This is a genomic window from Mesorhizobium comanense (assembly GCF_005503535.1).
GTDB classification, from domain to species: Bacteria; Pseudomonadota; Alphaproteobacteria; order Rhizobiales; family Rhizobiaceae; genus Mesorhizobium; species Mesorhizobium comanense.
In genome coordinates, this window is sequence record NZ_SCNN01000001.1 from 242112 (window position 1) to 268844 (window position 26733).

General features: G+C 65.8%; 25 protein-coding genes. 21 read left to right on the forward strand and 4 right to left on the reverse strand.

Annotation, left to right across the window (positions count from 1 at the left end):
* Positions 1-39 precede the first annotated feature (39 nt).
* The 8 genes from FFS37_RS01185 (at position 40) to FFS37_RS01220 (ending at position 9363) form a co-directional block, all read left to right on the forward strand.
* On the forward strand, positions 40-963 hold the full coding sequence (locus FFS37_RS01185) for a hydroxymethylglutaryl-CoA lyase (RefSeq protein WP_137929100.1): 924 nt from the start codon (positions 40-42) through the stop codon (positions 961-963).
* Between the two features lie 9 nt (positions 964-972).
* Positions 973-1722, forward strand: coding sequence for an enoyl-CoA hydratase/isomerase family protein (locus FFS37_RS01190; RefSeq protein ID WP_137929101.1), 750 nt, complete (start codon positions 973-975; stop codon positions 1720-1722).
* Positions 1719-2906 carry a CaiB/BaiF CoA transferase family protein gene (locus tag FFS37_RS01195; protein ID WP_137929102.1) on the forward strand — a complete coding sequence of 396 codons (1188 nt, stop codon included), beginning with the start codon at positions 1719-1721 and terminating at the stop codon, positions 2904-2906. The genes FFS37_RS01190 and FFS37_RS01195 overlap by 4 nt, the downstream gene beginning before the upstream one ends.
* The gene (locus FFS37_RS01200) at positions 2907-3686 is read left to right on the forward strand and encodes an enoyl-CoA hydratase/isomerase family protein (RefSeq protein ID WP_137929103.1); all 780 of its coding nucleotides are present in this window, start codon (positions 2907-2909) and stop codon (positions 3684-3686) included.
* Positions 3673-5286, forward strand: a complete 1614-nt coding sequence (locus FFS37_RS01205; protein ID WP_137929104.1) for a class I adenylate-forming enzyme family protein — start codon at positions 3673-3675, stop codon at positions 5284-5286. The genes FFS37_RS01200 and FFS37_RS01205 overlap by 14 nt, the downstream gene beginning before the upstream one ends.
* Positions 5276-6259, forward strand: a complete 984-nt coding sequence (locus FFS37_RS01210; RefSeq protein WP_210240426.1) for an NAD(P)H-dependent flavin oxidoreductase — start codon at positions 5276-5278, stop codon at positions 6257-6259. Before FFS37_RS01205 ends, FFS37_RS01210 begins: the two co-directional genes overlap by 11 nt.
* A 13-nt stretch (positions 6260-6272) precedes the next feature.
* Positions 6273-7712 carry an NAD-dependent succinate-semialdehyde dehydrogenase gene (locus FFS37_RS01215; protein WP_137929105.1) on the forward strand — a complete coding sequence of 480 codons (1440 nt, stop codon included), beginning with the start codon at positions 6273-6275 and terminating at the stop codon, positions 7710-7712.
* A 64-nt stretch (positions 7713-7776) separates the two neighbouring features.
* Positions 7777-9363 (forward strand): GMC family oxidoreductase, encoded by a 1587-nt coding sequence (locus FFS37_RS01220; protein WP_137929106.1) that lies wholly within the window; start codon positions 7777-7779, stop codon positions 9361-9363.
* Positions 9364-9365: 2 nt separating this feature from the next.
* Here FFS37_RS01220 and FFS37_RS01225 read toward each other — a convergent pair whose 3' ends face one another.
* The gene (locus FFS37_RS01225) at positions 9366-10436 is read right to left on the reverse strand and encodes an ATP-grasp fold amidoligase family protein (protein WP_171026133.1); all 1071 of its coding nucleotides are present in this window, start codon (positions 10434-10436) and stop codon (positions 9366-9368) included.
* Between the two features lie 278 nt (positions 10437-10714).
* Between FFS37_RS01225 and FFS37_RS01230 the strand changes: the two genes are divergently transcribed.
* The 7 genes from FFS37_RS01230 to FFS37_RS01260 are packed head-to-tail and all read left to right on the forward strand — an operon-like array spanning position 10715 to position 16179.
* On the forward strand, positions 10715-11791 hold the full coding sequence (locus FFS37_RS01230; protein ID WP_137929108.1) for a beta/alpha barrel domain-containing protein: 1077 nt from the start codon (positions 10715-10717) through the stop codon (positions 11789-11791).
* Positions 11788-12705: a DUF6282 family protein gene (locus tag FFS37_RS01235; RefSeq protein ID WP_137929109.1), complete on the forward strand. Its 918-nt coding sequence runs from the start codon at positions 11788-11790 to the stop codon at positions 12703-12705. The genes FFS37_RS01230 and FFS37_RS01235 overlap by 4 nt, the downstream gene beginning before the upstream one ends.
* Before the next feature lie 29 nt (positions 12706-12734).
* Positions 12735-13067, forward strand: a complete 333-nt coding sequence (locus FFS37_RS01240) for a cupin domain-containing protein (RefSeq protein ID WP_137929110.1) — start codon at positions 12735-12737, stop codon at positions 13065-13067.
* Positions 13068-13091: 24 nt separating this feature from the next.
* Positions 13092-14519: an NAD-dependent succinate-semialdehyde dehydrogenase gene (locus tag FFS37_RS01245; protein WP_137929111.1), complete on the forward strand. Its 1428-nt coding sequence runs from the start codon at positions 13092-13094 to the stop codon at positions 14517-14519.
* Between the two features lie 35 nt (positions 14520-14554).
* On the forward strand, positions 14555-14884 hold the full coding sequence (locus tag FFS37_RS01250) for a hypothetical protein (protein ID WP_137929112.1): 330 nt from the start codon (positions 14555-14557) through the stop codon (positions 14882-14884).
* Between the two features lie 21 nt (positions 14885-14905).
* A complete protein-coding gene (locus FFS37_RS01255; RefSeq protein WP_137929113.1) occupies positions 14906-15304 on the forward strand; it encodes a RidA family protein in 399 nt (132 codons plus the stop codon).
* Complete coding sequence (locus tag FFS37_RS01260; RefSeq protein WP_137929114.1) at positions 15301-16179, forward strand: amidohydrolase family protein; 879 nt, start codon at positions 15301-15303, stop codon at positions 16177-16179. The genes FFS37_RS01255 and FFS37_RS01260 overlap by 4 nt, the downstream gene beginning before the upstream one ends.
* 19 nt (positions 16180-16198) lie before the next feature.
* Here FFS37_RS01260 and FFS37_RS01265 read toward each other — a convergent pair whose 3' ends face one another.
* Positions 16199-17014, reverse strand: coding sequence for an IclR family transcriptional regulator (locus FFS37_RS01265; protein WP_137929115.1), 816 nt, complete (start codon positions 17012-17014; stop codon positions 16199-16201).
* A gap of 220 nt (positions 17015-17234) precedes the next feature.
* On the opposite strand from FFS37_RS01265, the gene FFS37_RS01270 reads away from it, so the two are divergent.
* The 6 genes from FFS37_RS01270 to FFS37_RS01295 all read left to right on the forward strand — a co-directional run bounded on the left by FFS37_RS01270 (position 17235) and on the right by FFS37_RS01295 (position 24477).
* Positions 17235-18605, forward strand: a complete 1371-nt coding sequence (locus tag FFS37_RS01270) for an aminotransferase (protein WP_137929116.1) — start codon at positions 17235-17237, stop codon at positions 18603-18605.
* 6 nt (positions 18606-18611) lie between these two features.
* On the forward strand, positions 18612-19709 hold the full coding sequence (locus tag FFS37_RS01275; protein WP_137929117.1) for an ABC transporter ATP-binding protein: 1098 nt from the start codon (positions 18612-18614) through the stop codon (positions 19707-19709).
* Between the two features lie 38 nt (positions 19710-19747).
* Positions 19748-20788, forward strand: a complete 1041-nt coding sequence (locus FFS37_RS01280; RefSeq protein WP_137929118.1) for an ABC transporter substrate-binding protein — start codon at positions 19748-19750, stop codon at positions 20786-20788.
* Between the two features lie 76 nt (positions 20789-20864).
* Positions 20865-22049 carry an ABC transporter permease gene (locus tag FFS37_RS01285; protein ID WP_137929119.1) on the forward strand — a complete coding sequence of 395 codons (1185 nt, stop codon included), beginning with the start codon at positions 20865-20867 and terminating at the stop codon, positions 22047-22049.
* A gap of 9 nt (positions 22050-22058) precedes the next feature.
* The gene (locus FFS37_RS01290) at positions 22059-22874 is read left to right on the forward strand and encodes an ABC transporter permease (protein WP_232375547.1); all 816 of its coding nucleotides are present in this window, start codon (positions 22059-22061) and stop codon (positions 22872-22874) included.
* 205 nt (positions 22875-23079) lie between these two features.
* A complete protein-coding gene (locus FFS37_RS01295; protein ID WP_137929120.1) occupies positions 23080-24477 on the forward strand; it encodes an aminotransferase in 1398 nt (465 codons plus the stop codon).
* 1 nt (position 24478) lies between these two features.
* On the opposite strand, the gene FFS37_RS01300 is transcribed toward FFS37_RS01295, so the two are convergent.
* Together FFS37_RS01300 and dgoD are read right to left on the reverse strand one after the other, a co-directional pair.
* Complete coding sequence (locus FFS37_RS01300; RefSeq protein WP_171026134.1) at positions 24479-25486, reverse strand: AraC family transcriptional regulator; 1008 nt, start codon at positions 25484-25486, stop codon at positions 24479-24481.
* A 94-nt stretch (positions 25487-25580) separates the two neighbouring features.
* Entirely contained in the window at positions 25581-26729 is a 1149-nt protein-coding gene (gene dgoD, locus FFS37_RS01305) for a galactonate dehydratase (protein WP_137929122.1), read from the reverse strand.
* Positions 26730-26733 lie beyond the last annotated feature (4 nt).

Sequence of the window (26733 nt, forward strand, 5' to 3'; positions counted from 1 at the left end):
TATAGTTCACAAGGACAACTAAATTGAATGAGGTGTCCGGTGGAGTCGGAGGTCGTGATCTGTGAGTGCTTCGCCCGGGACGGGCTGCAGCATGAGCCTGCGTTCGTCCCCACGCGCGCCAAGATCGAAATCATCGACGCCATCACCGCGGCGGGCTTCTCCCGCATAGAGGCCACCAGCTACGGCCATCCGGTGCAACTGCCGGCATTTGCGGATGCCTCGGACGTACTGAGTGGCATCGAGCGGCGCGAAGGCGTGTATTACAAGGCCACCTGTCCAAACCGGAAGGCGATCGAGCGGGCGGTTGTGGACCTCGCTGCGGGCCATGGCGCCGGCGAACTCAGCTTGCTGGTTTCGGCGACCGAAGCGCATACCGAGCGCAACCTGCGTACCACGCGGGAACTGCAATGGGGCAATGTCGCCGAGATGGCCACGCTTGCAGACGGGCGCTTCCGCCTGATCGGCGTCGTGTCGATGGCGTTCGGTTGTCCCTTCGAGGGCCGGGTCGACCCATCCCGCGTGCTCGACGACATCGCGCATTTCGCCTCCATCGGCGTGCGTCATGTCGCGGTTGGCGATACATCGGGGCATGGCACGCCGTCGGCTGTGCGCCGGATGTTCGAGAGGATCGCGGCCGATCTGCCGGAAGTGACGGCGATCGCGCATTTCCACGACACGCGCGGAACCGGTCTTGCCAACTGCCTGGCGGCCTACGAGGCAGGCTGCCGCTGGTTCGACAGTGCGCTGGGCGGCGTCGGCGGTCATCCCGTTCAGATACAGTATGGCGAAGGCCAGACGGGCAATGTCGCGACCGAGGACCTGGTCAATCTGTTCGAGGCCGAAGGCATCGATACCGGCCTCGATCTGGAAAGGCTGCGCGAGGCCTCCATGCTTTGCGAAAAGACGCTTGGCCGCGACCTGCACAGCAAGATCGCCCGCGCCGGCTACGGCTTTCTCAACTAGGGGATGGACATGGAGCAGGCCAGGCAAGCCCCGGTGCTGGTTGTCGAGGATCGCGGCCCGGTTCGCGTCATCGCTCTCAACCGTCCCGACAAGCTCAACGCGCTCGACACCGAACTGACGCAGGCGCTTTACGACGCGCTGCAGGCGGCGGATCGCGACATCGCGGTGCGCGCCATCGTGTTGACTGGCAACGGACGCGCCTTCTGTGCCGGCGCCGACCTGTCGGAATTCAGGCACCTGACGCCAGCCAACCAGGACCTTGTCGAAAAGCGCGCCGATCTGACCTGCCGGACCCAGGCGATGATGCAGAAACTGTCGAAGCCCGTCATCTCGGCGGTGCGCGGCGCTGCGGTCGGTGGCGGCGCCGGCCTGGCCATCGGCTGCGACATGATGGTGGCGGGAACCGATCTCAAATTCGGGTATCCCGAACTGAAACATCACATCGTCCCGGCTCTCGTGATGACCGGCCTGCAACGCTCGCTCGGGCGCAAGGCCGCCTTCGAGATGGTCAGCCTCGGCCGCCTTGTCGGAGCCGACGAAGCGCTGAAGCTGGGGCTCGCCAATCGCGTGGTCGAGCCTGAACTGGTGGTCGAGACGGCCGTCGCGATCGCGCAGCAATGGGCGGCGGCCAATCCGCGTGCCATGGCGGCGGTCAAGGCGCTTTTCTATGAGGTGGCGGACCTTCCCTATGATGAGGCGATGGCGGCCGGCCGCGACGTCAACGCCGCCATGCGCGCCTTCAGGGATGATCCGGCATGAGGCCGCTGGAAGGGATACGTATCCTGGATTTCTCCCGGGTGCTGGCAGGCCCCATGGCCACGCAGATCCTGGCCGAGCTGGGCGCCGAGGTGACAAAGATCGAGCGGCCGGGCACGGGCGATGAATCGCGCGTCTTCGAACCGCGCTTTGCCGGCGGCGAGAGCGCGTACTTCCTTGCCTTCAACCGCGGCAAGCGATCGCTGACCCTCAACCTGAAGTCGGCGAGGGGGCAGGAGCTGGCGCGGCGGCTTGTCGCCGGTACCGACGTCGTGGTCGAGAACTTTCTCCCCGGCGAGATGGAGCGTTTCGAACTCGGTTATGACAGGCTTGCCGAAATCAATCCGGGCCTGGTCTACATATCGAGCACCGGCTTCGGCCAAACCGGTCCTTATCGCGATCGGCCCGGTTACGACACGGTCTTCCAGGCCCTGTCGGGGGTCATGCACCTGACCGGCCATGCCGGCGGCCCTCCGGCCAAGGCCGGCGTGCCGATCGCCGATATGAGCTCCGGTCTCTGGATTGCCATTGCCATACTGAGCGGGCTGGTCGGCCGGGCAAGGAGCGGCAAGGGATGCCGCGTCGACCTGTCGATGATGGACGTGCAGGCGAGCCTGCTGGCGCTCGCAGCCGCGCGGCTGTTCGCGCTCGACGAGGATGTCGGCCGCGCCGGAACCGAACATCCAGGCCGCGTTCCCTCCGCCGCCTTCGAGTGCCGGGACGGCGGTTGGCTGCACATTAGCGGCAGCGACCAGCATTGGCCCGCTCTATGCGCCGCGCTCGGGCTTGCCGAACTCGCGGCCGACCGCAGGTTAGACAAGAACGCCGGGCGCGTCGCCGATCGCGACCGCGTCATGGCCGCCATGCGCATCGCCATGCTCGCGCACGATCGCGCGCCGCTGGCGCAAAGGCTGCGGGCGGCCGGCATTCCCGCCGGTGAGGTCAACACGGTTCGGGAAATCCTTGATGACCCGCACATGACGGCGCGCGGCATGGTCGGCGCCTTCGACCATCCAAGCGCCGGCCGCGTGCCGGCATTGCGCACACCGGTGAAATACGAGGGCTTCGATGACCCCGTGATCGGCGTTCCACCCCAGCTTGGCGCCGACACCGACCGGATCCTGTCCGGGGAACTGGGGCTCGATGCCGCCGAAATCGGCGTACTGAGAACGGAAGGGGTCGTCTGAATGAACACATCCGCTATGGTCGTCTGCCGGCGCGAGGGTCCGGTTGCCCGGGTTGTTCTCAACCGGCCGGAAGCGCGCAATGCGCTGAACCTGCAGATGTGCGTCGAGTTGCGCCGCCTGTTCGAGGAACTCGACGGCGACAGCGGCATCAGGGTCGTTCTGCTGTCGTCGGCCGGGCCGGTCTTCTGCGCCGGCGCCGATCTCAAGGAGCGGGTCGACAAGGACGGGCGCTGGGTGCTGGAGCGGCGCAAGGCCTCCTTCGCGGCCTATGACGCCATTGCCCGCTGTGGCAAGCCGGTCGTGGCGCTGGTTCAAGGGCCGGTCGTCGGCTCGGGCGGCGAAATCCTGATGAGCTGCGACTTCGCCATCGCGTCGCAGAACACGACATTCCGCTTTCCGGAGCCGCAATGGGGCACTGTCGGCGCGACCCAGCGCCTGCAACGGGTCATCGGCAAGATGCGGGCCAAGGAACTGCTTTTCACCGGCCGCGTCATGCCGGTCGCGGAGGCCTATGGGCTTGGTCTCGTCGCCCGTGTCGTGCCGCATGACGAGCTCGCCGGCGCCGGTGAGGAGGTTGCCGCGGCGATCGCGGCCGCTCCGCCGCTGGCGATCGCGCTGACCAAGCAGGCCGTCGACCTCGGCCATGAAACCGATCTCGCCAATGGCATTCGCATCGAGCTTGCCGCCATCGAGCGTTGCCTCGCCGATGGCGGCTGGCGCGAGGGCATCGGCAAGTTCATTCAGCAGACGGAGGCCGGGTCCGCCGATGACGAAGGCTGATCTCGATCTCGAAGGGTTTTTCCCGCTCACCGTCGCCGCCGCCCTGCGCCGCACGGCAGCCGTCGCATCCGATATCGAAGCGATCGTCGCCCCGGACGGGCGTCTCACCTGGGGTGCGCTGGCCGGGGAGGTCGGACGCGTCAGCGCGGGCCTCGCCGCCCAGGGCATCCGCAGGGGCGACCATGTCGGCCTGTGCCTCGGCAATTCCGTGCGCTGGATGACGATCTTCCTTGCGCTCGGCTCGCTTGGCGCCGTCACCGTGCCGATCAACACGCGTTTTGTCGCCGCCGAGATGGCCTATGCGCTGCGCCAGTCGCGCGTGCGCACGCTCATCACCTGCGACCGCCTGTTCAAGATCGATTTTATCGCCATGCTGCGCGAGATCTGTCCCGCGCTCGACCGCCGTCTGCCGGACGAGACGATGCCAGATCTGGCGCGGGTGATCGTCATCGGTGCCGACGTGCCGCGAGGGGCTGTCGGCTGGGCTGCGGTCGCGGCCACGGCAGGCGGCGCGGACATCGAGGACGCGGACGCCGGCGATCCCCTGCTCATCCAGTACACATCAGGCACGACATCGTTTCCCAAGGGCGTGGTGCTGAGCCACCGCAGCATGCTGGCCAATGCCTACTTCTCCGGCCTTCGAATGGGACTGCGGCCGGCGGATCGCTTCCACAGCGCCCGGCCCTTCTTCCATGTCGCGGGCACGACGCTCTCGATCCTGTCGGTGCTGCAGCACGCCGCCACGCTAATCAGCATGGACCGTTTCGAAGCGGGCGAGGCGCTGCGGCTGATGGAGGCCGAGCACTGCACGCATTTTTCCGGCAATGACACGATGGCGCTGATGCTGCTCAACCATCCGGATCGCGCCCAGCGCAAGCTAGGCCTGCGCGGGGCCTGGCTGGCGGCCTCGCCCACCATCGTGCGGCGAGTGATCGACGAACTGGGCGCGCGCGAATGCGTGGTCGGCTACGGCCTCTCGGAAGCTTCTCCGAATGTCGCGCAATCCTGCTTCTGGGAGCCGGAGGCCATCAGGGCAAGTGCCACCATGCGGCCGCAACCGGGCGTGAGCGTGCGCATCCGCCGTGCCGATGGCAGCGATGCCGCGGCCGGCGAGAGCGGCGAAGTCCTGGTGCGCGGCTGGAATGTCATGCGCGGCTATTTCGACAAGCCGAAGGAGACGGCCGAAGCGCTCGATGCCGACGGCTGGCTGGCGACCGGCGATCTCGGTTCGCTCGACGGCGCCGGCCGCCTGACATTTCTTGGCCGCGCCAAGGAGATCATCCGCGTCGGCGGCGAGAACGTCTCGCCCGCCGATGTCGAGAACGTGCTGCACCGTCATCCGGCCATCAAGCAGGCCGCTGTCGTCGGCGTGCCTGAGCAGCGGCTGGTCGAGGTGCCCGCCGCCTTCGTCATCCTCAATGACGGCCATTCGGCCGATACCGAAACCATCTTGGCCTGGGCGAAGGGCGAGATGGCCGGCTTCAAAGTGCCCCGCCATGTCTGGATCGTCGACAGTTTCGAAACGATCGGCATGACGGCCAGCTCCAAGATCCAGAAGAAGCAGCTTGCCGCGCATGCGCGCGGGCTGCTTGGACTTTGAGGGCGGGCCGGTGCGCATCGAGACGCAGGTGACGCGGTTGCTCGGCATCGACCTCCCGATCATCCAGGCAGGCATGTCCTGGGCGTCGTCCAATGCCGCGCTACCGCTCGCCGTGTCGCGTGCCGGCGGCCTCGGCGTCATCGCCGCCGGGCCGATGTATCGCGACGACCTCGCGCAAACCATCGATGAGGTGCGGGCCGGGACCGACAGGCCCTTCGCCGTCAACCTGCCGCTCTACCGCAAGGGCGCGGACGAGATCATCGACCTGCTGGTCGAGAAGCGCGTTCCGGTGCTCATCGCCTCCCAGGGTGGGCCAAGAAAGTACATCGATCGCTTCAAGGCGATCGGCACCGTCTGCCTGCATGTGGTGGCGGGAGCCGAGCACGCGCTGAAGGCGGCTGAAGCCGGCGTCGACGGGCTGATCGCGGTCGGCGGCGAAGCGGGTGGCCATCCGCCGCCGGAGCTGGTGTCGACGCTGGTACTCGGCCGCGCCATCGCCAAGGCGGTTCCCGGTGTGCCGCTCACCCTCAGCGGCGGCTTTGCCGACGGGCGCGGGCTAGCGGCGGCGCTGGCGCTTGGCGCGGGGGCGGCGCAGTTCGGCACCCGCTTCATGCTTTCGCGCGAGGCGCGGCTGCACGACGCCTACCGGCAACGCCTGCTTGGCGCCTCGATCGCCGACACGCTCGTCGTCGGCCGTGGCCTAGGCATGATCCGTGTGTTGCGCAACCGCTTCGCCGAGACGATGAGCGAGGCCGAACAGGGCGGTGCGGCGGATGAAGCACGCCGCGCCATCTTCACCGCCGCGACGCTCAAGGCGGCCGCCTTCGACGGCGATGTCGACCACGGCAAGCTGGAAGCGGGCCAGAGCGCCGGCCTCGTCGGCGACATCCTGCCTGCCGGCGACATCGTGATCTCCATCGCTCGCGACTACGCCGCCGCCATCGCCGCGATGCCGCGGCCAACCGAAAGCTAGAAGGAAATACGCCATGCTGGACACGCCGTTGCTGATCGACGGACACTGGAGAGCGCCCTCGGGCGAGCGCTCGGGCGAAGTCAGGAACCCGGCCACCGGGCAGACAATCGCTCGCCTGCCCTTCGCGGAACAAGCGGATCTCGATGCCGCCCTTGCCGCCGCCGCCAAGGGCTTCGCGGCATGGCGCCGGACCACCGCGTTGGAGCGCGGCAAAATCATGCACCGCGCCGCCGCGATCGTGCGTGAGCGCGCCGAGGTGATCGCGGCCCACATGGTGCGCGAGCAGGGCAAGCCTCTTGCCGAGGCAAGAGGCGAAGCCAATGCGGCGCCCGAACATATAGAATGGCACGCCGAAGAGGGGCGCCGCGCCTATGGCCGCGTCATTCCCTCGCGCCATCCGGGCGCGCGGCAGATGGTGCTCAAGGAGCCGGTCGGGCCGGTGGCGGCTTTCTCGCCATGGAATTTTCCGGTCAACCAGCTGGTGCGCAAGATTTCGGCGGCCCTTGCCGCCGGGTGTTCCGTCATCGCCAAGCCGCCGGAGGAGACGCCCTCGGCCTGCATCGAACTGGTGCGCGCCTTCCAGGATGCAGGCGTGCCGGACGGCGTCATCAATGTGGTGTTCGGCGTGCCCGCCGAGATATCGCAATACCTGATCGCCTCGCCGGTCATCGGCAAGATCTCGTTCACCGGCTCGATTCCGGTTGGCAAGATGCTGGGTTCGATGGCCGCTGCCGGCGTAAAGCGCGCGACGATGGAGCTTGGCGGACATGCGCCCTTCATCGTCGCCGCCGACGCGGACCTCAACGCCGCCGTCAAGCTCGGCCTGATGCTGAAATATCGCAATGCCGGCCAGGTCTGCGCTGCGCCGACGCGTTTCTATGTCGAGGACGCGGTCTATGACCAGTTTCGCACTGCCTTCGTTCAGGGCTCGCGGCAGGTCAAGGTCGGAGACGGAATGGACGCGCACACACAGATGGGGCCGCTCGCCAATCAGCGCCGCCTCGATGCCATGGACGGTTTCGTCGAGGATGCCGTTGCCAGAGGCGCGGTGCTGGAGTGCGGCGGGCGCCGCATCGGCAACACCGGCTTCTTCTTCGAGCCCACCGTTCTGTCCGATGTGCCCGAGGACGCGCGCCTGATGAATGACGAGCCGTTCGGGCCGGTGGCCGCATTGGTGCGTGTCGGCTCGGTCGACGAGGCGATCGCGCGCGGCAACCGGTTGCCCTTCGGCCTGGCGGCCTTCGCCTTCACCAATTCGCTGGCGACGGCGGACCGGCTGACCGACGGCCTGGAGGCCGGCATGGTGTCCATCAACCATTTCGGACTTGCGGCAGCGGAAACACCTTTCGGCGGCATCAAGGAAAGCGGCTACGGCAGCGAAGGCGGCGCGGAAACGCTGGATGCCTTCCTGACCACCAAATTCGTCAGCCATCTCGGGCTCGGCGCGAACTAGAGCGCGATCCCGAAACCCAGTTTCGGGAAATATCACGCTCAAGAAACAGGCTGGGAAGGTCGCTTTGGAGAGCTACGACTACATCATCGTCGGCGGTGGATCCTCCGGCTGCGTGTTGGCCAACCGGCTGGTCGGCGCCGGCAAGAGCGTGCTCTTGCTGGAGGCCGGCCCGCGCGACAACACGCCCTTCATCCACATCCCGGCGACCTTCGTGCGTGTGCTCGGCACAAAGCGGACCTGGATGTACCGGACGGAGCCGGAGCCGGGGGCGAACGGCCGCGTTCTGACCGTCCCGCAGGGACGCACGCTTGGCGGTGGTTCGTCGGTCAACGCCATGATCTACATCAGGGGCCAGGCGCAGGATTACGACACCTGGCGCGATCTCGGCTGCGCCGGCTGGGGCTATGACGACGTGCTGCCGGTCTTCCGCCGCAGCGAGGACAACGAGACCTTTTCCGACGCATTCCATGGCACGGGCGGGCCGCTCAAAGTGTCTGAGCCGCGATACCGCCATCCGATAAGTTCGGCCTTCGTGCGGGCCGCGCAGGAGGTCGGTCTGGCGCACAATGCCGACTTCAACGGCGCCGTGCAGGCTGGCGTCGGCTTCTACCAGACGACCACTTTCGGCGCCCGCCGCGGATCGACAGCCGCCACCTACCTCAAGCCGGTACGCCAGTCGAAATTGCTGACGGTGCATGTCGAAGCCGCCGCGCAAGGGGTCGTGCTCGAAAATGGCGCCGCCATCGGCATACGCTATCGCCGCGCCGGCCGGATCGTCGAGGCGCGCGCCAGGGAAGAAGTCGTGCTCTGCGCCGGCGCGCTGGCGACGCCGAAGCTTCTCATGCTCTCCGGCATTGGCCCTGGCGAGGAATTGGCCAGGCTCGGAATCCCGGTGATCCGGCACCTGCCCGGCGTCGGCGAAAACTTTCAGGATCACATCACCGCTTCGGTCTACGGCATCACTGATCGGCCGATCTCGCTCAAGGGCCAGGACAAGGGGCTGCGCGCGGTTGCGAACGGCCTGCAATATCTCTTCACGCGCTCCGGGTTGTTGACGTCCAACGTGGTCGAGACCGGTGGCTTCGTCGACACCAGCGGGCAGGGCCGGCCTGACATCCAATTCCATGTAACGCCGGCGCTGGTTGGAGACGCCACTCGCGAAGCGATGGGCGGGCACGGCGTCTCGATCAATCCATGCATCCTGCGGCCCGCATCGCGCGGCAAGGTCTCGTTGCGCAGCCGCGCGGCGGACGATCCGATCGTCTTTGTCGGCAACAATCTGACCGAGCGCGAGGACGTGGATACGCTTCTGCGCGGTCTCAAGCTCGCGCGAAAAATCCTCGCGGCCCCCTCGATGCGGGCGCTGGGATTTCGCGGTTTGACGCCGGGCGATGGCGACAGGAGCGACGCCGAACTGGAACAGCATGCCCGCTCTTTCGCCAAGACGGTCTACCATCCGGCCGGCACCTGCAAGATGGGCACCGACGACATGGCCGTCGTCGACAACAGGCTGCGGGTTATCGGCGTGCCGCGCCTTCGCATTGCCGACGCCTCGATCATGCCGACCCTGGTCAGCGGAAACACCAACGCGCCCTGCATCATGATCGCCGAGCGCTGCGCCGATTTCCTGCTGGCGCGCAATTCCGCCTGACCTCAGCCTGGCAGGGTGGCCTGCGGCACCACGTCCGGCACCGTTGGGTCCATGGCATCTGAAATACCGGACTGCCGCCCTTCGATGGGCGTAGGCGCACGTTGCCCCGCCTCGACGAGGCATTTGGCGCGCAACGCGTCGGCATAGAGGCGGGCAATCCCCCGATGCTTTCGCTGCAGAAACTTCGCCTGGTCGAGCCGCCAGTTTCGTTCGATGTCGGCCATGATGGCCGGATTGCTCCACACGGAATAGCCGCCACCCGTGTAGAGCGTGATCTCGCCGGCGTAGAGCTCCTTGTCGGTGACCAGGAAGTCTATGCGGGCATAGTCGAGATCGCCGGCGATGCGAGGCGCAAGGGCTGCGGCCTGGCGAATGTAATCCAGCAGGCGCGGCGTGATCTCGAGAGCCTGGTCCTCGCGCGGGTAGTCGACATCGCGCCCGGGCAACGGATTGCCCTCCGGGTCGAACAGGCGCGACCGCAACGCCTTCTTGTCTTCGGCCCGGACATGGCAGACGACGCCGCTGCAGACCTGGACCTTGATTTCGGTCGCGATCTCGCCGCCGGCGAGCGGCAGCAATTCTTCCACAAAGACTTTTGGCACGATCGACCAGTAGGCCCATTCATGCTGGCTGATCCCGTAGCGGCTCTTCAGCCAGCCCTTTGTCGCGCGCACGATCGTTGCGCGGTCCGGCTTCCCGCCGGAGACGAAGATGTTCATCTCGCAGCCATGGTTGGTCTTGACGACCACGTCCCCGGCCAGGAGTTCGGGTGGGATGTCTTCGGGGTCGGTGCCGGCCCACAGCGTTCTCGGCGACTTCACTTCGGGGCAGACCGCGCTGATGTAGTCCTTTGCCGCGAGCTTGTCGGACAGCGTCACGAACAGTGGATCGTGGTCGACGATTTTCCGCCACAGCATGCGCTCGTGATAGCGCACCGGAGCGGCCGGGTTGGGCAGATAGCCCGTCTTGCGCATGAAACGTCGGATGAGCAGTGGGTGGCGAAGCGTAAGCACGAGACGCGCTGCGGCCAGAATGGCGCGCTGCCCTGGCGAGACGCGGATGCCTGTCTTCATGCGATACCCCCGGCAGATCAACCTCTCCGGCGAGCGGATCGGATACCACCTTATTGCATCGCATGTGTTGGCGTCATCGGCCTTTCTCGGGGGCATTCCGGTGCCATCGCGCGGCCGGCGCCACGACGCGGTCCGCGTGAACGCATGGTCCAACCCCGATGTTGACGCCGCAGTCGGTGCGTTGTATCAAGAGAAACATCGTTTTGTATTATGAAACGCAACGAGAGCCGTTCCAGCCCTTGCCACAAGGATTGGGAACGCAAGGCCCAGAGGAACTGATGAGCAGGCTGCGGTGCAGTGTCGGTCGCGTCGAGTTGAAGAACCCGCTGATTGCGGCGGCGGCCGAACACATGATCGACGCATCGGGTGTCGACGCCGCGATCCGTGCGGGCGCCGGTGCGGTCGTCGTCAAGTCGACCAATGAATCGGAGGCCGCCAGGGATCAGCTTCAGCGGGCCGAATATGTCGCCCTCGGCTCGGACTGGCGACCCGTCTCCTGGGGCGCTGCCGCGCCCGATGATGTCACCATCGCCAGCCGGTCCGGCCTGACCCCGCAATCGTTCCCGCAATGGCTCGACCAGACCTCGGCGGCGGACCGCAAGGCGCGCGCGCATGACTGCGTCCTGGTAGCCAGCCTCATCCTGGCCGATCTCGACCATGCGGTGACCATGGCCCGGCAGGTCGAGCAGGCCGGCCTGCGCGTCCTCGAATTCAACATCGGCACGCCCTATGCCAGCCAGGCCGCGAAAGGCGCCGTCACCACCGAATTGTCGCCGGAGCGCGTCGGCGCGATCGTCGCGCGCATGCGCCAGGCTGTTTCGATCCCGCTCTGGATCAAGCTCACCGGTCAGAGCGAACGCGTGCCAGATCTCGCGGAAGCGGCCTTTGCCGGTGGCGCGGATTCGGTCGTCATGGCCGGACGCCTGCTGGGCTTTGTTCCCGATATAGAAACGCTGGAGCCGATGCTCGGCACCAGCCTCGCCGTCGGCGGTTTCTGGAACCTGCCCCTGACCTGCCAGTGGCTGGCCTTGAGCCGCGCCCGGCTTGGTCCGCGATGCCCGTTGATCGGCATTAATGGCGCACGCAACGGCCACGACATCGCCCGCATGCTGCTCTCCGGCGCCTCGGCCGCGGGTCTTGCCTCCGCGATCATGCTGCGCGGCTTCGGCGTCATCGGCGACAGCCTCGCCGAGCTGGACCGCTGGCTCGGAGACAAGGGCCTGACGGTGCCGGAAGCGGTCGGCATCGCCGCCGACCGGCGCAAGAGCTTTTCGCAGATGCCGCTGCGCACCGACCATTGGCGGCGGTTCATACCGGCCGCGAGCATGCTGGAAACTGGGAGTGAGACACGATGAGCGACACGATCGATCCGCAAAGGGAAGCCACCATCACGCGCCTGATGCAGGGCGCCGTCGACCTCCACGTCCACAGTGGCCCATCGCTGATGCCAAGGGCGGTCGATCATATCGAGGTCGTCCGCCAGGCGGTCGAGGCCGGCATGGCCGCGGTCCTGCTCAAGGACCACTACTACCCGACCATGCCGATCGCCCATCTCATCAACAAGCACTATCCGAGCGATGTCACCACGCTTGGCGCGGTGGTGCTCAACAACCCGCTCGGCGGCATCAATCCAAGCGCGGTCGACTATGCGCTGAAGCAGGGCGCGCGCATCGTCTGGATGGCGACCGCGCATGCGCAGAACCACCTCGACCACGAGAAGAAGGACGCCGATTTCAAGAACAAGTTTCCGGTAAACAGCAAGAAGACCGTCGCTCCGGTCGGCTCCAGGCTGATCGATGGGTCCGGCGAGGTCACCGACGAGGTCAAGCTCATCCTCGATCTCGTCGCCCAGTCCGATGCGGCGGTGTCGGGCGGCCATCACCACATCAGCGAGTTGTGGCCGTTCTACGAGGAGGCGAAGGCGCGCGGCGTCAAGCGCCTGTTCCTCAATCATCCGACCTATGTCAACGAAGGCTCCTTCCAGGATGTCGCGCAACTGGCGCGTATGGGCGTCATGATCGAGCACTCGATCTGCATGTTCGTGCCGTCGACCTTCTACCTCTTCGATCGCGACCATCTGCGCCAGGTCATCGACGCCGCCGGCGTGGAGAACACCTTCTTTGGTTCCGACCTTGGCCAGAAGAACAATCCGACGCCCGTCGAAGGTTTCCGCCTGATCATCGGCCTGCTGCTCGATCTCGGTTACGCCGAGGCCGACGTCAGGCGCATGGTCGCCACCAATGCTTCCCGATTCATCGGCCTTTCCTGAGCGCCGCCTGTTTCCCCAAGGAGGACTTCATGAGCATTCATTCCATCGACTGGGAAGCGATCGACTGGACGCCTGTCAGGCACGGCATCGAGCGCAAGGCATTCTCCGGCGACGGCGCCACGCTTGCCTTGCATCGGCTTCATCCCGGTCACGAACTGAAGCCGCATTCGCACCCGCACGAGCAGATCGTCTACATCCTCGAAGGTCTGGTCGACTTCCACATCGGTGACGAGGTGGTGCGCCTCGGAGCCGGCGGGCTGGCGCATATACCGGGCAATGTCGTGCACTATGTCGAGGTCGTCGGCGATAGCCCGGCGCTCAACCTCGACGTCTTCACGCCCGCCCGCCCCGAATACGGCTGATCTTTCTCGAGGAACGCAATTCCCATGACCAAATCCCTCTTCATCGGCGGCGCATGGACCGACGGTTCGGGTTCACGGCGCGGCAAGGTCGTCAATCCGGCGACCGGCCAGGAAATCGGCACCGTCGCATTTGCCGAGACCGCCGATCTCGACGCGGCGCTGGCTGCGGCCGAGACCGGCTTTCGCATCTGGCGCAAGGCGACCGCCTACGAGCGGTACCGCATCCTCTCGAAGGCCGCCGATCTGGCGCGCGAGCGCGCTGAAACGATCGCCCGGGCCATCACGCGCGAGCAGGGCAAGCCGCTTGCCGAGGCCCGCATGGAGGCGGGCGCCGTGGCCGATATCATCGACTGGTTCGCGGAGGAGGGCAGGCGAGCCTATGGCCGCGTCATCCCATCGCGCCTGCCGGGCGCGAGGCAGACCGTGCTTGCCGAGCCGGTAGGGCCGGTCGCGGCCTTCAGTCCCTGGAATTTCCCCTGCGCGCAACTCGTGCGCAAGATTGCGGCCGCGCTCGCCGCAGGTTGCTCAATCATCGCCAAGGCGCCGGAGGAGACGCCGAGTTCGGCCATCGAACTGGTCCGCTGCTTCGAGGAGGCCGGGGTGCCCGCAGGCGCGGTCAACCTCGTCTTCGGCGTGCCCTCCGAAATATCGTCGCATCTCATTGCGTCGCCTGTGATCCGCAAGATCTCCTTCACCGGCTCGGTCGCAGTCGGGCGCTCGCTGTCGGCGCTGGCCGGCCAGCACCTGAAGCGCACCACGATGGAGTTGGGCGGCCATGCCCCCTTCATCGTCTGCGACGATGTGGACGCCGATGCCGTCGCCCGCCTCGGCGCCGGCATCAAGTTCCGCAATGCCGGACAGATCTGCACCTCGCCCACCCGTTTCCTTGTCGATGAGACGCTGAAAACCCGGTTCACCGAGACATTCGCGGCCCAGGCCGAAAAGATCGTCGTCGGCGACGGCGCGGCCGAAGGCACGCAGATGGGACCGCTTGCGCATGCGCGTCGGATCGATGCGCTCGACGGCCTGATCCGCGACGCCGCCGAACAGGGCGCGCGCATCGTCACCGGCGGCCGGCGCATCGGCAATGAGGGCTATTTCTACGCACCGACGGTGCTGGCCGACGTTCCGCGCACGGCTCGTATCATGAACGAGGAACCTTTCGGCCCGGTTGCCATCATCAATGGTTTCGACACGCTGGACGAGGCCGTGACGGAAGCGAACCGGCTGCCTTACGGGCTCGGCGCCTATGCCTTCGCCGCGTCCACGGCCAAGGTCGCCCGCCTCGGCGACGAGGTCGAATCCGGCATGATCTCGATCAACCATTTCGGCTTTGCCGCGCCCGAAACGCCGTTCGGCGGCATCAAGGACAGCGGCCACGGCGCCGAAGGCGGCAGCGAGGGGCTTCAGGCCTATCTCGCGATGAAATTCGTCAGCCAGGTCGGGGCATGAGAAGCAGAGTTGGCGGTTGGGGAATCGGCGCCGCGATGGAACTGGACTTTCAGCACCTGCTGACCGAAACCCCTGCGCCGATCCGCTTCCGGCCGGGCGAGGCGGCTCGTGTCGAAGCGCTTCTGGCGAGGGCGACGGGTTGTGTCGTCGGACGTCACCGGGGGCGCTTCTATATCGACATCGTCATCGGTTCGATCCCGCATCGCGTGGAGTTCGAGCGGCATGCGGATTTCGACCACGCCTTTGCCGGCATCAAGGCCCGCGGCCTTCCGGTTCATCGCGAGCGCGACGTCATGATGGCCCTGATCGGCGCAGGCGCCGTACTCGTCCTGGCGATCGCCGTCGCCATTTGGCTGAGGCCCTGAATGTTCCCGGCCGATCCTCCGATGAAGCAGCGCAGGTCCATCCATATCCCAGGCTTCCGGCACAGGAATCCTATTCCGAACGCGGCCATGATCGGCAATGTGCTGATGTCGGGCGTCATCAATGGCGTCGATCCGGCAACAGGCGCGGTGGCAGCGGGGCTCGAAGAGCAATGCCGCTTCATGTTCTCCCATGTGCGGGCCATCGTCGAGGCTGCCGGCGGGTCGACCGGCGACATCCTCAAGATGACAGTCTGGATGCGCGACAGGTCCGATCGCGATGCGCTCAACCGCGAATGGCTGCTCATGTTTCCCGACGAGACCAGTCGTCCCGCCCGCCATACCTTCCAGGGCGAAATGGACGGCCTCATCGAGATCCAGTGCGACATCACCGCCATCATCGGTGCGCGAGTATCCGGATGACAGACTATTTCCCCTTCGATTCCCATCCGAAACCGGCTTCCAGCCCGGTGCCGCCGGGCGCCACCGACTGCCAGTTCCATGTCTTTGGTCCTCCCGACATCTATCCGGTGCGTCCGGGCGCTGCCTATGAGATGCCGCGGGCGACGATTGCCCGGGCGCTCGCCATGCACAAGGTGCTCGGCATCAGCCGCGGCGTCATCGTGCAGCCGACCACCTACGGCACCGATCACTCGGCGCTTCTCGACGCGCTGGCGCAGGCCGGTCCGGACTATCGCGGCTGTGTCATCGCGGCTGCGCTGACCGAATGCTCGGAGGCCGAACTGGAGCGTTTGAATGCGGCCGGGGTCAGGGGCGCACGCTTCAATTTCCTGGGCGCCGTCAACCTGGCACCCGATGAAAAGTCATTGCAACGGGCCTTTGGCCGAGCGCGCGAAATGGGATGGCACATCAAGGTCCAGCCCGGCCAGAGCGGCATTCTCGACAGCGTCGCGCTTTATGAGGAGGCGGACCTGCCGGTCGTGATCGACCATATGGGGCGGCCGGACATGCGCGATGCCGGCGGCAAGGCCACCGTGGACAAGGTCGTCGAACTGCTCGGCAAGGGCAATTTCTGGGTCCTGCTGTCCAACGGGCACAAGATCTCGCGGTCGGGTCCGCCATGGGCTGATGTGCTCCCCGTGGCGCGAGCCTATATCGCCGCCGCGCCCGACAAGGTGCTGTGGGCGAGCGACTGGCCGCATCCGCTGTCCACGAGCCAGCCGCCCAATGATGGCGATCTGCTGGATCTCTTGTTCCGCTATGCGGATGACGGCCGGACGGCGCGCAAAATTCTCGTCGACAATCCGGCGCGGCTTTTCGGCTTCGGCGCCGGCTGATCGCCTTGAGGCGGACGTCTCAGGACGCGGCCGAGTCCAGGCGCCTGCGCGCGTCCACGGCGCCGCGGTCATATCCAAGGTTCCACGAGATGCGCAGGCTGGCCTTGAGCAGCGCCTCGATCTGCGCTGGAACCGGATCCGGCCTGATGTTCTGGACCGAGCCGACAATGGCCACGGTTCCGGCGACATCGCCGCTGCGGTCGAAGATCGGAGCGGCCACGGCATTGATGCCGAACGTCTCTTCGTTGGCCGCGGTGATGAAGCCTTGCGCCCGCGCCTGTTCGAGCTCCGCTTCAAGCCGTGCCGGCTCGACGATCGTGTGGTCCGTCAGCCGCGTCAGTCCCTGGCGCAGCACGTGCTGCAGCAGGGAGCGGTTGCTGAAGGCGAGCGCCACCTTGCCCTGGGCGGTTCCGTGCAGGACGAGTTCGCTGCCCTGCCGCACGCCGATCTCCAGGTTGGATTTGCCGAACACCGTGCGCAGCACGATCAGCGTGCGGTTGCGCAGCGCCGAGACCACGACGGTTTCGCCGATCTCGTCGCGCAGCGACGCGATCGCATCCGATGAGGCGGTCAGCAATTCGATGCGGCCGGCCGCCACTTGCCCGATCAGATAGGAGCGGGTGCCGAGCTTGTAGCGGGTGGACACGGTGTTCTGCTCGACATAGCCGCGTTCCACCAGCGTCTGCAGATGGCGAAAGACGGTGCCCTTGGTCGTGCCGAGGAGGGCCGCAAGTTCGCTGACCCCGACTTCACCGGGTGCCGCCGCCACGGCTTCCAGCACGTCGAAAGCCAACTGGACCGATTTCACGCCGCCGTCGGGTCGAGCCGTGGTCATGCTGCATTATCCCTTGCGTCTTGCGCCCATCCGCGCCGGCGGATTGAAACGCTCTTCCACGTGCTACCCCGGCCTATTCTCCAAGACAAGATTTCAAGGGCGGACCCCGGGGCTCGATCCCTCGCCGGCCTATATGACCGTCTTCCGGAATCGCAAAAAAGTGTCTTGTAATACGAAACATCATTTTGTATCACAAAACAAGATCGACAGGGGAAGAGCGATGGATCAGGCCATATTGAATTCGCCGCACGGCCGAGATGTGCGCTTCCACGCCCATCCACAGACCAACTTCCGGCTCCACGAAAAGGTCGGCCCCATGGTGGTCGGACAGGGCGACGGCATCCGCGTCGTCGATCTCGACGGGCGCCGTTACATCGATGGCATGGCCGGGCTCTGGTGCGCCTCGCTCGGCTTCAGCGATCGCCGGCTTGCCGACGCCGCCTATGCCCAGATGCTTAAACTGCCCTACCAGCAGACCTTCGCCCATCGCAGCAGCGAGCCGGTCATCGATCTTGCCGAGACCTTGCTGGCGAAAGCGCCGGTGCCGATGTCCAAGGCGATGTTCCAGGCGTCGGGCTCCGAGGCCGTCGACACCGCCATCAAGCTGGTCTGGTATTATCACGCCGCCATCGGCAAGCCCGAAAAGCGCAAGATCATCGGCCGGCTGCGCGCCTATCACGGCACCACGATCGCGGCCGCCAGCCTCACCGGCCTGCCCAACATGCACAATGGCTACGGCCTGCCGCTGCCGGGCTTCTTGCACGTCGCCTGTCCCGACACCTACAGGGGTAGGCAGGAGGGAGAGACCGAGCAGGCCTATTCCGAACGGCTGGCCGCCGAACTGGAAGCGCTCATTCTCTCCGAGGGGCCGGAGACGGTCGGCGGCTTCTTCGCCGAACCGGTCATGGGCACGGGCGGCGTCGTGGTTCCGCCCCAGGGGTATTTCGCCGCCATCCAGCGCGTCCTGCAGAAGTACGACATTCTCCTTATCGCCGACGAGGTCATTTGCGGCTTCGGCCGCACCGGCGAATATTGGGGTTCGCAAAGCTTCGGCCTGCAGTCCGACATGCTCACCTGCGCCAAGGGCCTTTCGTCGGCCTATTTTCCGATCTCGGCGCTGCTCATCAACGATCGCGTCTATCAGCCGGTCGCCGACTTCACCGCCAGCCTCGGCGGCTTCGGCCATGGCTACACCTATGGCGGCCATCCGGTCGGCGCGGCGGTGGCGCTGGAAACCTTGCGCATCTATGACGAGATGGATGTCTGTGGCCATGTCCGCGCCACCGCGCCTGTGCTGCAGGAAGGCCTGCACGCGCTGGCCGGTCATCCGCTGGTCGGCAATGTGCGCGGCGTCGGCTTCATGGCGGCGGTGGAGTTTGTCGCCGACAAGGCCAGCCGCACGCCGTTCGCGCCCGAGCTTGCCGTTGCCCAGCGTATTTCTGAAGCCGTCAAGGAACGAGGTGTCCTGTTGCGCGCGCTCGGGCCGACATTGGTGTTTTCACCGCCGCTGATTGCGCGCCCGGAAGATATGAGCGAAATCGTCGCGGCAGTGGGCGAAAGCCTCGACCAGATCCACGCGCAACTGAGCTGACCCTTCATGACGGACCGGCCCATCGTCGACCCCGCAGTGCCATCGATCGTGTCGTTCCGCGCGGTCACCAAGCGCTACGACGCGAAATCCATCGTGGTGGACGATCTCTCGCTCGACATCGTCAAGGGCGAGTTCCTGACGCTGCTGGGGCCGAGCGGTTCGGGCAAGACCACGACGCTGATGATGCTGGCCGGGTTCGAATGGCCGAATTCGGGCCGCATCTTCATGGACGGGCAGGACATCACCGACCTGCCGCCGCACAAGCGCGACATGGGCGTGGTGTTCCAGAGCTATGCCCTGTTCCCGCATATGTCGGTCGCCGACAATGTCGCCTTCCCGCTTGCCGTGCGCGGCATCGCGGCCGCTGAAGCCAGACGCCGCGTCGGCGAGGCGCTCGAACTCGTTCATCTCACGGGTTTCGGCGACCGCAGGCCCGGGCAGTTGTCCGGCGGCCAGCAGCAGCGTGTCGCTCTCGCCCGCTCGCTCGTCTATCGCCCGCGCATTGTTTTGATGGACGAGCCGCTCGGCGCGCTCGACAAGGCGCTGCGCGAGCAGATGCAGATCGAGATCAAGCAGATCCACCGGCAGCTTGGCGTCACCTTCGTCTACGTCACGCATGATCAGGACGAGGCGCTGACCATGTCGGACCGGGTCGCCGTCTTTCACGAAGGCCGCATCCAGCAGATCTCCCCGCCGGTCGAGATCTACAACCGGCCGCGCACGCGCTTCGTCGCCAATTTCCTGGGTGAGACGAACATGCTGCCCGGGACTGTGGTGAGCGCAGGCGATGGTTTCGCCCGGATCAGGCTCGGCAACGATGCCGTGCTGCGCGGCCGCGCCGGCGACGGCATCGCCGCAGGCCAGGAGGCCGTGCTGGTGGTGCGCCCGGAAGCGATTTCGGAAATTCATGCCGAGGCCAACACCATCGAAGGCACGCTGCTCGACCAGCTCTTCCATGGCGATCATGTGCGCGTGCGCATCGCGATATCAGGTGGCCAGACCGTGCAGCTGAAGCTCAGGCCACAGGCTTGCGCGGGCCTGCCTCCGGCGGGCCAGACGCTGCGCCTCTCCATTCCGGCAGAGGAGGCTCTGATCCTCGCCTGAAGCTTCGACCCAACCAAAATCAAACAAAGGGGAACTCAATGCTCAAACGGACAAAACTTCTCGCCGCATCGCTTCTCGCCTGCACCGTGTGCCTTGCAAGCGCATCCGCGCGCGACCTCGTCATCGTGTCCAACGGCGGCACGTTCCAGGAGGCGCAGAGCAACGCCATCTTCAAGCCCTTCACCGCCAAGACCGGCATCAAGGTCGTCGAGGATACCTGGGACAACGGCATCGGCGTCATCAGGACCAAGGTCGAGGGCGGCGACAGCGGCTGGGACATCGTCAATGCTGAAAGCGAGGAGCTCGAGATCGCCTGCCAGGAAGGCCTGATCCTGCCGCTCGACATCGACAAGCTCGGCGGCAAGGACAATTATGTCCCCGGTGCTGTCCACAAATGCGGCATCGGCGCGGCGATCTACAATCACGTGCTCGCCTACGACAAGACCCGCGTCAGCGCCGTGCCGACCTGGGCCGATTTCTTCGATCTGAAGAAATATCCGGGCAAGCGCGCCTTGCGCGCCTCGCCGAAGACCAATCTGGAATTTGCGCTGATCGCCGACGGCGTTCCGCTCGCCGACGTCTACAAGGTGCTCTCGACGCCGGAAGGCGTCGACCGCGCCTTCGCCAAGCTCGACACCATCAAGTCGTCGCTGGTGTTCTGGACCGCCGGCGGCCAGCCGATGCAGCTTCTTGCGTCTGGCGAGGTTGTCATGACCTCCTCCTTCAACGGCCGCGTCACCAATGCCATCAACAAGGAGCACAAGCCGTTCGGCATCGTCTGGGACAAGTCGCTGCAAACGGCCGACAGCTGGGTCATCCTCAAGACCTCCCCCAATGTCGACAAGGCCTACGAACTGCTGAAGTTCGCCGGCGAGGCAGAGCCGCAGAGCCATCTGCCTGATGTCCAGCCGATCGGCATTACCTCCGCCAAGGCCGTCGGCATGATCAAGCCGGAACTGCTGGCCGACCTGCCGACCGCGCCCGACAACAACAAGGACGTGCTGCAGATCAACGATGCCTTCTGGATCGACAACATCGACACCTTGACCGCCCGCTGGGCGGAATGGTCGGCACAGTAGCCGCGGACCACACTTTGGTTCGGGCCGCCCGCCGAGGGATGGCCCGGGCCATGGATGTCGCGAGGAGGGGAAGCCGATGCTGAAGGGACAACGCGGAGGAATGCTGCGCAGCTACGCGCTGATCGCGCCTATGTTCGTGTTCCTCCTTGCCACCTTCCTCTGGCCGGTAAGCATGATCCTGTGGCGCAGCGTGTCGGATCCGGAATTGCGCGCGGCGCTCCCCGCCACGGCGGTGGAACTCTCGTCCTGGAGCGGCCAGGGCCTGCCGCCTGCAAGCGCCTACGCCGCCCTGGCCAGCGATCTCGTGAAGGTCGACGGCGCCAGTCTTGCCTCGCTCAGCCGCCGGCTGTCCTATGAAAATCCGGGCTTCCGTGCCCTGCTGCAATCGACCAAGCGCAAGCTCGAGGCGGCGCCGGCCGGCACCACGCCCGACCTTGTCGCGCTCGATCCGCAATGGGGCGCGAACCAGACCTGGCAGGCGATGAAGCGCGCCGCCGGCCCTGTCGGCGTTTTCCATATCCTGTCGGCGCTCGACCTCAGGCAGAATTACGAGACGGGCATCGGGCCGTCGCGGCCGGGCGCCGCGCTTTACCGATCGATCATCCTGCGCACCTTCGCCATCGCTTCCACCACGGCGATCCTGGCCCTGGTGCTCGCCTTTCCGTTGTGCGCGTTCTTGGCCCGCCAGAGCGACCGCGTGCGCAACCTCCTGCTCCTCATGGTGCTGCTGCCGTTCTGGACCTCGATCCTGGTCAGGACCACGGCGTGGCTGGCGCTGTTGCAGGACCGCGGCGTCATCAACACCCTGTTGATGGACATGGGCCTCATCGATCAGCCGATGAAGCTGCTCTACAACCGCATCGGCGTCATCACCGCGCTGGTGCATGTCATGCTGCCCTTCATGATCTTCCCGCTGCTGGCCGCGATGCGGTCGATCGATCCCCGGCTGTTCAGGGCGGCACTCTCGCTTGGCGCGACGCCCTTCTATGCCTTCCGGCGCGTCTACCTGCCGCAAGTCATGCCCGGCGTCATGGCCGGTGCGTTGATGGTCTTCGTCGTCACCCTCGGCTTCTACGTCACGCCGATGCTGGTCGGCGGCCCCGGCGACCAGATGATCAGCTACTACATCGCGCTCTACACGACCGGCACGCTGAACTGGGGCCTTGCCTCCTCGCTCGGCCTGATCCTGCTCGTCATCACGCTCTCGCTCTACGCCATCCAGAATGCCCTGCTGCGCCGCAGCGGCGTCGGCTTGCGCTAGGAGGCGCCCTTGTCTGGTCCCCGTCAGTCGCTCCCCAACCGGTTCGGCCGCTTCGGACTCGGCCTGGCCGCCGTCACCGTGCTGGCCTTCCTGATGGCGCCGCTTATCATCATCGTGCTGTTCTCGTTCAAGAGCAGCGGCGACTTCACCTTTCCGATCACCGGCTGGTCGCTGAAATGGTACCGCGAGTTCTTCACCACGCCGACCTGGATGGATGCCTTGCGCAACAGCCTGGTGCTGGCGGTGTCCACGACCCTGCTCGCCACCCCGCTCGGCACCATGGCCGCACTCGGCCTCGCCGCGCCGCAACTGCCGGGGCGGCGGCTGATCTCGGCCCTGCTGCTGATTCCGATGATCGCGCCGGTCGTCATCGTCGGCGTCGGCATGTATTTCGTCTTCTCCATGACCGGTTTGACCGCGACCTATCCCGGCCTGATCCTCGGCCATACCTCGCTTGCGGTGCCGTTCGTCGTGGTGACCGTCTCGGCGGTGCTGACCGGCCTCGACCGGCGGCTGCTGTGGGCCGCCGCCAGCATGGGCGCCTCGCCCTTCCTGACCTTCCGGAAAGTCACGCTTCCGGTCATCCTGCCGGGCATCGCATCGGGTGCGCTTTTCGCCTTCGCCACCTCGCTCGACGAGGTGGTCGTGACGATGTTCCTCGCCGGTCCCGGCCAGCGCACCTTGCCGCGCGAGATGTTCACCATAGCGCGCGACACGCTGACGCCCACCATCGCGGCGGCGGCGACAGTTCTGATCGCCGCGTCGATCGTGCTCCTGACGGCCTCGATGGTGCTCAGCCGCCCGGGCGCGAACGCAACGCGATAGGTCCGGCCAGCCATTCGATCAAAGCCGGCGTGCCCCTGCCGGTAGCGGGCGCGAGCCTCCAACATCCATGAAGATCGCCAGCATCGCTCGATCAGGGAGGCGTGTTTCTCGCGTGGCGCAATTTGCACGAAAACTGGCGTAACATATCAGGAAATTGCGCTCGAACATTGCGACGCTGGAGACAGCAAGCAAGCCGGAGGACGCCATGACCGTTTCGATTCCCAATTCGACAGCCGCGCGCGACAAGGCGTTCGCCCTGCACCCCTTCGTCGATCCGCTCGCCGGCATCGAGCCCATGGTCGTCACCCATGGCAAGGGCGTGCGCGTCTTCGATGAGCAGGGTAAATCCTATATCGATGCTGTCGCTGGTCTCTGGTGCGCTTCGCTTGGCTTCGACAATGAGCGGCTGGCGCGCACGGCCTATGAGCAGATGCGCAAGCTGCCCTTCTACCATGCCTTCACCGGCAAGACGAATGTGCCGCTGGTCGACCTGTCGGAGCGCCTGATACAGCTCGCACCATCGCCGATGAGCAAGGTCTTCCTCGCCAATTCCGGCTCGGAAGCCAACGACACCGCCATCAAGATGATCTGGTACTACAACAACGCGCTGAAGCGGCCGCGCAAGAAGAAGATCATCGGCCGTGTGCGCGGCTATCACGGCATCACCCTGGCGACTGCTTCAGTCACCGGCCAGGTGATCAACCATACTTCGTTCGACGTGCCGCTGTCGGGCTTTCATCATGTGCAGACACCGCTTTTCTACCACAACGGCCTGCCCGGCGAGAGCGAGGAAGACTATGCCAGCCGCTGCGCAAGGGAGCTGGAAGAGCTGATCCTCGCCGAAGGGCCGGATACCGTCGCCGCCATGTTCATGGAGCCGATCATGGGCGGTGGTGGCGTCATCGTGCCGCCGCGCACCTACTATGAGAAGATTCAGGCCGTGCTGCGCCGCCACGACGTGCTGGTGGTGGCCGACGAGGTGATCTGCGGCTTTGGCCGCACCGGCTCCTACTGGGGCTCCCAGACCATGGGGATCGAGCCGGATATCCTGACCTGTGCCAAGGCGCTGTCGGCGGCCTTCCTGCCGATCAGCGCGGTGCTGGTCAGCGAGAAGGTGGTTGATGCGATCGCGCAGGAAACCCACGCGATCGGCACGTTCGGCCATGGCTTCACCTATTCCGGCCACCCCGTGCCGGCCGCCGTCGCGCTCGAGACGCTCAGGATCTACGACGAGGAAAACATCATGTCCCGGGCCGCCGAGACAGGCGGGTTCCTGCAGGCCGAACTCAAGCGCCGTCTGGCCGGCCATCCGCTGGTCGGTGATATCAGGGGTGCCGGCCTCATTGCCGGGGTCGAGATCGTCGCCGACAAGGCGGAGCGTCGCAATTTCGCCGTCGCTGAAAAGATCGGCCCGACATTGGTGCGGCTGTGCGAGGCCAACGGGGTAATCCTGCGCTCCTGCCCCAACGACACGATCGCGCTCAGCCCGCCGCTGATCATCAGCCGCGCCGAAATCACCGAGATCATCGACAGGATCGAAGCCGGTCTCGACCTGATCCACTCGACGTTGCGCAGCGGCAGGCCCGCCACGGCCGCGGCATAGCCTATCCGCGCGTCCTGCGGAGCGGGCTGCGGCTCGGCGCGCCTCCGGTCCAAGTCCGGAAGGCTCGGGAGAACACCGAGCCATCGGCGTAACCCGCGCTGATGGCGATGTCGGTGATGGAATTGATGCGCCCCTGCGCAAGCAGGTTTTCGGCCACGCGCCGGCGCTCCTGCCGCACAATGTCGCTAAAGCTGGTCTGCCGCTGCGCCAGCGCTCGTTGCAGGCTGCGTACCGGTATGCCGAGCTTTGCCGCGACATCGCCGATCTGGGCCGGTCGGTGTCCCATCGATTGCGCGACGATGAGGCTGACCTGGCGCAGCAGATCGCCATCCGTCGCCGCCTTGTCGGCGGCGAGGTGCAGATGCGCCTCCACGATCGGCAGCAGGGCGTAGCTGACCCGCTCCGAGCGAAGCAGCAGGTCGCTGCGGGCAATGACGAGTTTGTTGACGGGCTGGTCGAAGAAGACCGGGGCGTTGAAGATGCCCTGGTAGATGCGCGCCCGCGAGGGATTGGAGTGCGCCAGATGAACCTCGACCGGTGCCCAGTTGCGCCCCATGCGAGTGCGGGTCAGGCTGCACAGATTGGCCAGTGAATATTCGACATCCTGCCGGATCGAAACGCCGGTTTCATCCACGCGATAGACGTAGTCGGCGCCCTCCGGCGTATCGATGAGCTCGAGTGCCCAGCCCTCGCCGATGGCGTTGCCCCAGCGCGAGAAATGGGTGAGCGCCTCATGCAGGGTGCGCGATGTCGCCATCAATAACCCCAGCGAGCCAACCTGCTCGGAGCGGATTTCGGCGCCGATCTTCAACCCGAGGCAGGGATCGCCGACAAGATCGGCGGCCCGCTGCTGGATTGCCAGGAAGGCGGTGAAGGGCAGCCGGAAATGCGGTTCGACCAGATCCTGCCTCTTCAGGCCATGCGCCGAGAGCATCGCCGTCGCGTCGAGCCCTCTGGCCTCGACCGCCTCGACGAAAGGCAGCAGCAGATAGCTCCTGATCAGATGCACGCGCTCATCCATCTCCTTGCAACAAGGCGATTGGATCAAACTTCGCGGGCTTCGCCAAGGCATGCGCGTGATATTGCGGACGAGGCCGCAAGCGTCACCACTCGGCGAAGGAGCCGTCCTTGTGGCGCCAGATCGGGTTGCGCCAGCGGTGGCCCTCCTTGGCGCGTTCCTTCACGTACTCTTCGTCGATCTCGACACCCAGGCCCGGACCATCGGGAATGGCGACATAACCGTCCTCATAGCGGAAGACGTCCTTGTTGGCGGCGTAGTCGAGCAGGTCGTTGCCGGCATTGTAGTGGATGCCCAGGCTCTGCTCCTGGATGAAGCAGTTATAGCTGACCGCATCGAGTTGCAGGCAGGCGGCGAGCGCGATCGGACCGAGCGGGCAGTGCGGCGCCACCGCCACGTCATAGGCCTCCGCCATCGCCGCGATCTTGCGGCATTCGGTGATGCCGCCGGCATGCGAAAGATCCGGCTGGATGATGTCGACGACGCCTTCCTCGAATACCGATTTGAAGTCCCAGCGGCTGTAGAGCCGTTCGCCGAGCGCAATCGGCGTCGAGCCGAGTGCGGCGATCTCCTTCAGCGCCTCGCGGTTTTCGCTGAGCACGGGCTCCTCGATGAACATCAGCCGGTAGGGCTCCAGTTCCTTGACCAGTATGCGCGCCATGGGCCGGTGCACGCGGCCATGGAAATCGACGGCGATGCCGATATTGGGGCCGACGGCCTCGCGCACCATGGCGACGCGCTCCACCGAGGCATCTATCCTGTCGTGGCTGTCGACGATCTGCAGTTCCTCGGTGCCGTTCATCTTCAGGGCCTGGAAGCCGCGTGCGACCACCTCCTTGGCGCCAGCGGCGACTTCCGCCGGCCGGTCGCCGCCGATCCAGGAATAGACCTTGATCGACTGACGCAGCTTGCCGCCGAGCAGTTCATGCACCGGCACGCCCAGCGCCTTGCCCTTGATGTCCCACAGCGCCTGGTCGATGCCGGCGATGGCGCTCATCAGGATCGGCCCGCCGCGATAGAAACCGCCGCGATGCATTACCGTCCAGTGGTCCTCGATCAGGCGCGGGTCCTTGCCGATGAGATAGTCGGCCAGTTCCCTGACCGCCGCCTCGACCGTCAGCGCCCGGCCTTCCACGACGGGCTCGCCCCAGCCGGTGACGCCGGCATCGGTCTCGATCTTCAGGAACAGCCAGCGCGGGGGAACGATGTAGGTGGTGAGCGCGGTGATTTTCATGCGT

What these genes read in the sequence shown, in the direction of transcription:
- FFS37_RS01190 (WP_137929101.1), top strand. Translation starts at nt 973, where the DNA reads ATGGAGCAGGCCAGGCAAGCCCCGGTGCTGGTTGTCGAGGATCGCGGC.
- FFS37_RS01195 (WP_137929102.1), top strand. Translation starts at nt 1,719, where the DNA reads ATGAGGCCGCTGGAAGGGATACGTATCCTGGATTTCTCCCGGGTGCTG.
- FFS37_RS01200 (WP_137929103.1), top strand. Translation starts at nt 2,907, where the DNA reads ATGAACACATCCGCTATGGTCGTCTGCCGGCGCGAGGGTCCGGTTGCC.
- FFS37_RS01205 (WP_137929104.1), top strand. Translation starts at nt 3,673, where the DNA reads ATGACGAAGGCTGATCTCGATCTCGAAGGGTTTTTCCCGCTCACCGTC.
- FFS37_RS01215 (WP_137929105.1), top strand. Translation starts at nt 6,273, where the DNA reads ATGCTGGACACGCCGTTGCTGATCGACGGACACTGGAGAGCGCCCTCG.
- FFS37_RS01225 (WP_171026133.1), bottom strand. Translation starts at nt 10,436, where the DNA reads ATGAAGACAGGCATCCGCGTCTCGCCAGGGCAGCGCGCCATTCTGGCC.
- FFS37_RS01230 (WP_137929108.1), top strand. Translation starts at nt 10,715, where the DNA reads ATGAGCAGGCTGCGGTGCAGTGTCGGTCGCGTCGAGTTGAAGAACCCG.
- FFS37_RS01235 (WP_137929109.1), top strand. Translation starts at nt 11,788, where the DNA reads ATGAGCGACACGATCGATCCGCAAAGGGAAGCCACCATCACGCGCCTG.
- FFS37_RS01240 (WP_137929110.1), top strand. Translation starts at nt 12,735, where the DNA reads ATGAGCATTCATTCCATCGACTGGGAAGCGATCGACTGGACGCCTGTC.
- FFS37_RS01245 (WP_137929111.1), top strand. Translation starts at nt 13,092, where the DNA reads ATGACCAAATCCCTCTTCATCGGCGGCGCATGGACCGACGGTTCGGGT.
- FFS37_RS01250 (WP_137929112.1), top strand. Translation starts at nt 14,555, where the DNA reads ATGGAACTGGACTTTCAGCACCTGCTGACCGAAACCCCTGCGCCGATC.
- FFS37_RS01255 (WP_137929113.1), top strand. Translation starts at nt 14,906, where the DNA reads ATGAAGCAGCGCAGGTCCATCCATATCCCAGGCTTCCGGCACAGGAAT.
- FFS37_RS01260 (WP_137929114.1), top strand. Translation starts at nt 15,301, where the DNA reads ATGACAGACTATTTCCCCTTCGATTCCCATCCGAAACCGGCTTCCAGC.
- FFS37_RS01265 (WP_137929115.1), bottom strand. Translation starts at nt 17,014, where the DNA reads ATGACCACGGCTCGACCCGACGGCGGCGTGAAATCGGTCCAGTTGGCT.
- FFS37_RS01270 (WP_137929116.1), top strand. Translation starts at nt 17,235, where the DNA reads ATGGATCAGGCCATATTGAATTCGCCGCACGGCCGAGATGTGCGCTTC.
- FFS37_RS01275 (WP_137929117.1), top strand. Translation starts at nt 18,612, where the DNA reads ATGACGGACCGGCCCATCGTCGACCCCGCAGTGCCATCGATCGTGTCG.
- FFS37_RS01280 (WP_137929118.1), top strand. Translation starts at nt 19,748, where the DNA reads ATGCTCAAACGGACAAAACTTCTCGCCGCATCGCTTCTCGCCTGCACC.
- FFS37_RS01285 (WP_137929119.1), top strand. Translation starts at nt 20,865, where the DNA reads ATGCTGAAGGGACAACGCGGAGGAATGCTGCGCAGCTACGCGCTGATC.
- FFS37_RS01295 (WP_137929120.1), top strand. Translation starts at nt 23,080, where the DNA reads ATGACCGTTTCGATTCCCAATTCGACAGCCGCGCGCGACAAGGCGTTC.
- dgoD (WP_137929122.1), bottom strand. Translation starts at nt 26,729, where the DNA reads ATGAAAATCACCGCGCTCACCACCTACATCGTTCCCCCGCGCTGGCTG.